General features: G+C 40.6%; 7 protein-coding genes. 5 read left to right on the top strand and 2 right to left on the bottom strand.

Going from position 1 to position 6,896, the window contains the following annotated elements; all coding sequences use genetic code 11:
* The 5 genes from Q7P05_RS05455 to Q7P05_RS05435 form a co-directional block, all read left to right on the top strand.
* A partial coding sequence (locus tag Q7P05_RS05455) for a sulfurtransferase (RefSeq protein ID WP_303930945.1) occupies window positions 1–806 on the top strand: 806 nt, incomplete at its 5' end.
* Between the two features lie 13 nt (window positions 807–819).
* Window positions 820–1,044: a hypothetical protein gene (locus Q7P05_RS05450; RefSeq protein WP_303930943.1), complete on the top strand. Its 225-nt coding sequence runs from the start codon at window positions 820–822 to the stop codon at window positions 1,042–1,044.
* Window positions 1,045–1,193: 149 nt separating this feature from the next.
* Complete coding sequence (locus Q7P05_RS05445; RefSeq protein ID WP_303930942.1) at window positions 1,194–1,949, top strand: exodeoxyribonuclease III; 756 nt, start codon at window positions 1,194–1,196, stop codon at window positions 1,947–1,949.
* A gap of 68 nt (window positions 1,950–2,017) precedes the next feature.
* Window positions 2,018–2,707 carry a 7-cyano-7-deazaguanine synthase QueC gene (gene queC, locus Q7P05_RS05440; RefSeq protein WP_303930940.1) on the top strand — a complete coding sequence of 230 codons (690 nt, stop codon included), beginning with the start codon at window positions 2,018–2,020 and terminating at the stop codon, window positions 2,705–2,707.
* 487 nt (window positions 2,708–3,194) lie between these two features.
* The gene (locus Q7P05_RS05435) at window positions 3,195–3,686 is read left to right on the top strand and encodes a QueT transporter family protein (RefSeq protein WP_105089738.1); all 492 of its coding nucleotides are present in this window, start codon (window positions 3,195–3,197) and stop codon (window positions 3,684–3,686) included.
* Window positions 3,687–3,771: 85 nt separating this feature from the next.
* Here Q7P05_RS05435 and Q7P05_RS05430 read toward each other — a convergent pair whose 3' ends face one another.
* Together Q7P05_RS05430 and Q7P05_RS05425 are read right to left on the bottom strand one after the other, a co-directional pair.
* The gene (locus tag Q7P05_RS05430) at window positions 3,772–5,028 is read right to left on the bottom strand and encodes a Glu/Leu/Phe/Val dehydrogenase (RefSeq protein WP_295780432.1); all 1,257 of its coding nucleotides are present in this window, start codon (window positions 5,026–5,028) and stop codon (window positions 3,772–3,774) included.
* A 279-nt stretch (window positions 5,029–5,307) separates the two neighbouring features.
* On the bottom strand, window positions 5,308–6,768 hold the full coding sequence (locus Q7P05_RS05425; RefSeq protein ID WP_303930935.1) for a sodium:alanine symporter family protein: 1,461 nt from the start codon (window positions 6,766–6,768) through the stop codon (window positions 5,308–5,310).
* Window positions 6,769–6,896: the final 128 nt, after the last annotated feature.

Below are 6,896 nucleotides of genomic sequence, written 5' to 3'. Positions count from 1 at the left end.
TCACTCCTAAAGAATTACTATCTTGTCTCGATGAGGTTATCATCTTAGATGCTCGAGGCTATCAAGATTATAAACAAGGTCATATTAAGGGGGCTTTTCCTGTAGATTTAGATAAGGATTTAACAGGCCCTGTAGGTGAGCATGGCGGTCGTCATCCATTACCAGATATGGAGCGTTTGGCTCATACTTTTGAGTCTTACGGGATCACTCGTGATTCCAAGGTTGTTGTATATGACTCTTGGCTTTTCTTGGCGGGACGTTTATGGTGGACGTTGCGCTACATGGGTTTAACGGATGTACGCGTATTGTCTGGCGGTGTTGAACGCTGGATTAAGGAAGGTCATGTTCTAACTAAAGAACCAACTCCGTTGCCTGTAGAACCGTCTGTTTTCAACTATGAATTACAAACGCATATGGTTATGAGTCGTGATGAGGTTCTCAAGGCTAGTGAAACGGGTGACCATGTTATCATCGATGCTCGTGCGCCTTTCCGCTATGATGGATCTCAAGTAGATACGATGGATGGCATGACAGGTCATATTCCTGGTGCTGTTAATCATTTTTATGAAAGTGGCTATACAATCGATGGTCCGAAGCCTGTGAAAGACTTAGAGGCTGAGTATTATAATGAAATTTATCAAAATAGACCTGTTGTAACGTATTGTGGTTCTGGTGTTACAGCTTGTAATGCATTGTTAACTATGAGCGAAGTTGGCTTAGAGTCCGCATTATATGTTGGTAGCTCTAGTGACTGGGTAACCTATGATGGCTTCCCACTTAAGACTGGTGTAGAAACATTAAGATAATACAGGAGGCCAAATGAATACTTTGAAACATTTACTAACCATAGTTGCTTTTGGCTATTTGTGTTATCACATCTATACCTTCGGTCCAGGCATGTTTAATGTGACTGTATTGGTAATTCTCGTTTTGTCTACAGCAGCAAATTATTTCCGTGAAAAACGTGAAAGTGATCTTAAAGCAAACGAAAACGCTCGAAAGGCTCGTGCGGAAGCAAGACATGCAAAGAAACACAAACAATAGTAATGTATAACTTTCTGGCTAAACTGTATAACATACTATAATTGCTAGTATAAATAAGAATATTTTTGAAATATAAGAAAATTGTTGAAATAGAGGCTTTCACAATCTATATTGGTATGTAAAAGCACTATTAGAATAAGGAGTAAGCATTGAAATTAATTTCTTGGAATGTAAACGGCCTTCGTGCGGCTGTAAAAAAAGGATTTATGGAATCCTTTAACGAACTGGATGCAGATATTTTCTGTTTACAAGAAACGAAATTGCAACCTGATCAAATTTCTTTGGAATTGCCAGGTTATGAGCAATATTGGAATAGTGCTGTGAAAAAAGGCTATAGTGGTACGGCTGTATTCACGCGCATTAAACCGTTATCCGTAACTAATGGTATCGGCATTGAAGAACACGATCAAGAGGGCCGTGTTATTACTGCTGAATATGACAATTTCTATTTAGTATGCTGCTATACGCCAAATAGCCAACGTGAATTGGCTCGTCTTGAGTACCGCATGACTTGGGAAGATGCATTCCGCAACTATTTGCTTGAATTAGATAAGAAAAAACCAGTTATTCTTTGTGGTGACCTTAACGTGGCTCACCAAGAAATCGACCTTAAAAATCCTAAGACAAATCGTAAAAATGCAGGGTTCTCTGATGAAGAGCGTGCAAAAATGACCGAACTATTAGGTGCTGGTTTTACAGACACATTCCGTCACCTGTATCCAGATGCTATTGAGGAATATAGCTGGTGGTCTTATATGGGCAAGGCTCGTGAACGAAATACGGGATGGAGAATTGACTATTTCATCACCTCTAAACGTCTTGACGACAAAATTCAAGAAGCTAAAATTCACCAACAAATCTTTGGCTCTGATCACTGCCCAGTAGAATTAGATATCGATTTATAATATATTGAAAGTATAATCTACAGCCTCATCTTAGGATGGGGCTGTTGTAATAGGTGAAAGGAGACCTTATGGCACAAAAACAAAAGGCTGTTGTCTTATTCAGTGGTGGGGTAGATAGTACTACATGTTTAGCGCTAGCTATTGAAAGATTTGGCAAAGACAATGTAGTGCCGTTATCCATTCAATATGGTCAAAAACATAGTAAAGAACTAGAGGCTGCTACATCTATTCTCGCTTATTATGGAATTGAAGGTAAAACGATGGATGTCACTAAATTGTTTGCCTTCAGCAATTGCTCTTTATTGACCCAATCCACAGAGGCAATACCTCAAGGTTCATACAAGGAACAACAAGAAACAGAAGGAGAAGGTACGGTTAGTACCTATGTGCCATTTAGAAATGGTCTATTCCTATCTGCGGCGGCTTCCTTAGCCTTATCTCTAGACTGCGGCTATATCTACTATGGTGCCCATAGCGATGATGCGGCTGGTAACGCATACCCAGACTGTACAGAACACTTCTATAAATCCATGGGCGATGCTATCTTCGAAGGATCCGGCAAAGAATGCTCCTTAGAAGCACCATTCATCAACCATAACAAAGCAGACGTCGTAAAAGAAGGCCTACGACTCGGCGTACCATACCACCTAACATGGTCCTGCTACGAAGGCGGCGACAAACCATGTGGACACTGTGGCACCTGCATCGATCGACAAGCCGCCTTTGAAGCAAACGGCGTTAAAGACCCTGCTCTATAATAATCGGATCTATAATACCTATAAACTGGCTTAGGCAAGTAGTCGCCTTTTAGGCGGCTACTTTGCTATATATACTAATAGATAAGATACTATGTTTGCCTTGAGGCGGACTTCTACGTCGCTAATATTAGCTCATTTGTTGATTTGCTAAATTCGCAGTGGCAGGAGATACCTTTTCAAAGAGCGACTTTGGCAGGTCGAGGCCCCAGGCCGATGACCGTATAGCCAGTGGAGCGATGAGGAAAGGTATCTCCTGACACCCCGTCCTTACCAACTTAACACTAATAGTAGATTTACATATAAGTCCGCCTACAACCAAATTGATTGCGAAAATATTAGATATATGTTAATATTAGAACTGCCTAAAGGCGACAACTAAATAAGACAGTTTGAAACCATCCTGTCTCTAAACAAAACTACGGAAATTCATAAGCATTTATAGCATGGTAGTTTTGCCATGCTTTTTTTATTTGAGGAGGTGAGTGTTATGATTACTACACGTAAATTGACTATTTCTGCCATGGTTGTGGCATTGTACATCGTTGTACTCTATTTAACGCAAAGCGTTTCCTTCGGGGCGTATCAAATTCGTATAGCAACATCATTATATGCACTTGCTTATGCCTTTCCGTTCTTGGTGATTCCCATGGGGATTGGCAACCTCATTTCTAACTTCCTATTCGGCGGTCTTGGGATCCTCGACATGGTAGGTGGCTTTGGCGTTGGTATCTTAACAACAGGTATCATCGTTTGCATGCGCAAGATGGGCCTCAGTGCTTGGTGGGCAATTTTGCCAATCATCTTTGTGCCAGCCCTATGTGTACCATTATGGCTCAGCCCATTACTAGGCCTTCCATACTGGCCATTGGTATTGAATCTCATCGTAGGTCAAACAATTCCAGCCGTTCTTGGTTCTGTTTTAGTGAAAGCTTTGATCAGCCGTCCTAGCATGGCTGCTTTGTTAGGTGCTTTCAAATAAAAAGATTTATAGTCAAACAAAAAGGCGTAAGCTCGATATGAGCTTACGCCTTTTTTATGGCTAAATGTTATGGAGGTTGAAAGTATTAGCAGTTGTAGCCGCGCCATTTAGTTTCTACTACGAGGCGTTCAAGGGCAACCATGTACGCTGCTTGACGAGGTGGTACATTGTATTTATGTTGCATTTCCCAAACTGCTTCAAAGCTATTTTGCATATTCTTAGTTAACCGTTCATTAACTTCTTCTTCAGTCCAGTAGAAGCTAGCTTTGTTTTGGACCCATTCATAGTAGGATACAACTACGCCGCCGCCGTTTGCAAGAACGTCAGGGATGATGTCGATACCTTTTTCATAGAAGTATTTATCTGCATCATTAGTAGTAGGGCCGTTAGCACCTTCCAAGATAATTTTAGCTTGGATATTTTCCATGTTGTCTTTGTTCAATTGGTTTTCAAGAGCTGCCATGTACAATACATCAACTGGTTGAGCCAATAATTCTTGGGCACCAATTGTAGTCATGCCTGGTTCGCTGTAACCTTCAAGGGAACGACCATGAGAGTTAGCATATTCGTATGCTTTTTCAACATCAAGACCGTTAGGGTTGTAGATGTTAACGCTTACATCGCCAATAGCAACAACTTTAGCGCCTGCTTGTGCAATGAGACGAGCACCTACGGAACCTACGTTACCGAAGCCTTGAACTGCTACAGTAAGGTTTTTGATATCTAAGTTTTTCTTAGCGAGATAGCTTTGCAATGCGATGAGACAGCCGCGGCCAGTCGCTTCGTTACGACCTAAGGAACCGCCTACTTCGATAGGTTTACCAGTAACGATACCAGGGCTCCATTCACCTTTTAATGTGCTGTATTCGTCAGCGATCCAGCTCATGATTTGAGAGTTTGTATTTACGTCTGGAGCTGGAACGTCAGTATTAACACCAATGATTGGCGCAATACGACGTACAAAGTTACGAGTTAAGCGTTCTAATTCGCGAGGATTCAAAGTTTTAGGATCAACTTTGATACCGCCTTTACCACCGCCGTAAGGGATGTTAGCGATAGCATTTTTAATAGTCATCCAAGCAGCCAATGCACGAACTTCGTTTTCATCGGAGTCTGGATGGAAGCGGAGACCGCCTTTAGCACTACCACGCAATGTGGAGTGTTGGCAACGATAGCCTTCGTATACGCGAACTTCACCATTATCTAGTTGAAGTGGTACAGCTACTTTTAGTTCCCGTTCAGGATGGCGTAATACTTCGTATTCACTACGAGTATAGCCGAGCTTTTCGGCTGCTACATCTAACGTATTTAGCATGTTTTCATAAGGATTATAACCGCTCATAATAATGACCTCCTGTATATAAGATTAAATGAAGTCTTGCTAATTTTACACATACTGAAGTATTCGACATTGTATACAGAATACCCTTTCTAATTTTATAAATATATTCTATAGTTTTTAATGTTCAAAAAGTGTATAGAATATAGATGTTTACTGTGATAATAGTCACTCGAAGAGTTAGATATAAATTGTAGTTTTTACAGTATAAATGGATACTTTTACAAAAATAAAAAGAGACCGATGAAATATACTTTCACCGATCTCTAAAGAGAATATATTTTATTTTTCCATTGTAGCTTCCACTGGAGTAGGAGGTACAGAAGAGTCTGTAGTTTGACCGTCACCCCACCATACGATACCGTATGTATGATTAAGAACAGAACGGTTAAATACAGGTGTTTCGATGCCTGCCTTGCGTTGTTTAATATAGTCTTCAAGAGCAAGACCTGCAGTACGACCCATACGTACGATGGAACTAATATTAGTTAATACTAAGAAAGCCATGAATAAATCGGCTAAATTCCATACTAAATCAAGGGAGGCAATAGAGCCTACGAATGTCATGATAATTACACCGATACGGAACAAATGAAGATAAAATCTCTTCTCTGTTAAGTGGCTAATGTTAATTTCACCATAGTAATAGTTACCAATTAAGGAACTGAAGGAGAACATTACGATAAAGATTGCTACCGCTGTTGGTGCCCAAGAACCAAGTTGTTGTTCGAGGTTATGTTGTACTAGAGCAACACCAGTTAAACCTGTTGTGCTATAGTCGCCAACCATGAGTACAATGAATGCTGAAGCTGTACAAATGATAAATGTATCAAGGAATACACCGAATGCTTGTACAAGACCTTGTTCAACAGGATGGTTAACAGCTGCAGTAGCCGCTGCATTAGGCACAGAACCTTCACCGGCTTCGTTGGAGAATAGACCACGTTTAATACCATTCATTACAGTGGCGCCTAGCAAGCCACCGCCTGCTGCTACAGGTTCAAAAGCGGAAGAGAAAATAGTGTAGATTACATGTGGGAATTGAGTAATATTCATAATTACTACGAATAATGCAGTAGCGATGTATAGAACCGCCATGATTGGAACGATGATTTCAGATGCTTTAGCAACGCGGCTAATGCCACCGAAAATGATAATGCCAAGAAGAATTGCTACTACAGCGCCAGTATAGGATACATCGAAGTTGAATACTTGGAGAGATGCAGCCAATGTGTTAGCTTGTACAGAGTTGTAAATCCAACCATATGTAATACTAATTAAAATGGCGAACAAAACAGATAATGCTTTGTTGTTTAAACCATAGCGAATGTAGTAAGCTGGACCACCGTAAAAGCCACCTTTAGCAACAGGTTCCTTGTAGATTTGCGCCAATGTAGATTCGATAAAACCTGTAGCAGCACCGATGAGTGCAATAACCCACATCCAGAAGACCGCACCAGGACCGCCGAGAACAACGGCAATGGCGATACCTGCGATGTTACCAACCCCAACACGGGATGCGGTACTAACACAGAATGCTTGGAATGAGGACACGTGATTTTTTTCAGTAGAACTACCAGCACCACTGATTACAAGACGAATCATTTCTTTGATCATCCGAATTTGTACAAAATTCGTTGTCATCGTAAAGAAGAGACCTGCGCCGATGAGGATAAAGATGATGAAATAGCTCCATAAATAGCCATTTATGGTGGATATAGCATCGTTGAGCATTGCTTCCATAAAAAAGCCCCTTTCATATAAAATAATTCTATATAGTTATTGATGTTATTGTATCAATTTCTATAGAGTCTGTAAAATAAAAATCCCTCACAAACGTGAGAGATTTGTTAGTCATTTATTGTTCTATT

Source organism: Veillonella dispar (assembly GCF_937975875.1).
GTDB lineage: Bacteria > Bacillota > Negativicutes > Veillonellales > Veillonellaceae > Veillonella > Veillonella dispar_B.
The sequence above is the reverse complement of the archived record's forward strand: the minus strand, read 5'-3'. Positions and strand labels throughout refer to the sequence as shown.

Excerpts from the sequence above, each read along its gene's own strand:
- Q7P05_RS05450 (WP_303930943.1), top strand. The coding sequence starts at position 820 with ATGAATACTTTGAAACATTTACTAACCATAGTTGCTTTTGGCTATTTG.
- queC (WP_303930940.1), top strand. The coding sequence starts at position 2,018 with ATGGCACAAAAACAAAAGGCTGTTGTCTTATTCAGTGGTGGGGTAGAT.
- Q7P05_RS05435 (WP_105089738.1), top strand. The coding sequence starts at position 3,195 with ATGATTACTACACGTAAATTGACTATTTCTGCCATGGTTGTGGCATTG.
- Q7P05_RS05430 (WP_295780432.1), bottom strand. The coding sequence starts at position 5,028 with ATGAGCGGTTATAATCCTTATGAAAACATGCTAAATACGTTAGATGTA.
- Q7P05_RS05425 (WP_303930935.1), bottom strand. The coding sequence starts at position 6,768 with ATGGAAGCAATGCTCAACGATGCTATATCCACCATAAATGGCTATTTA.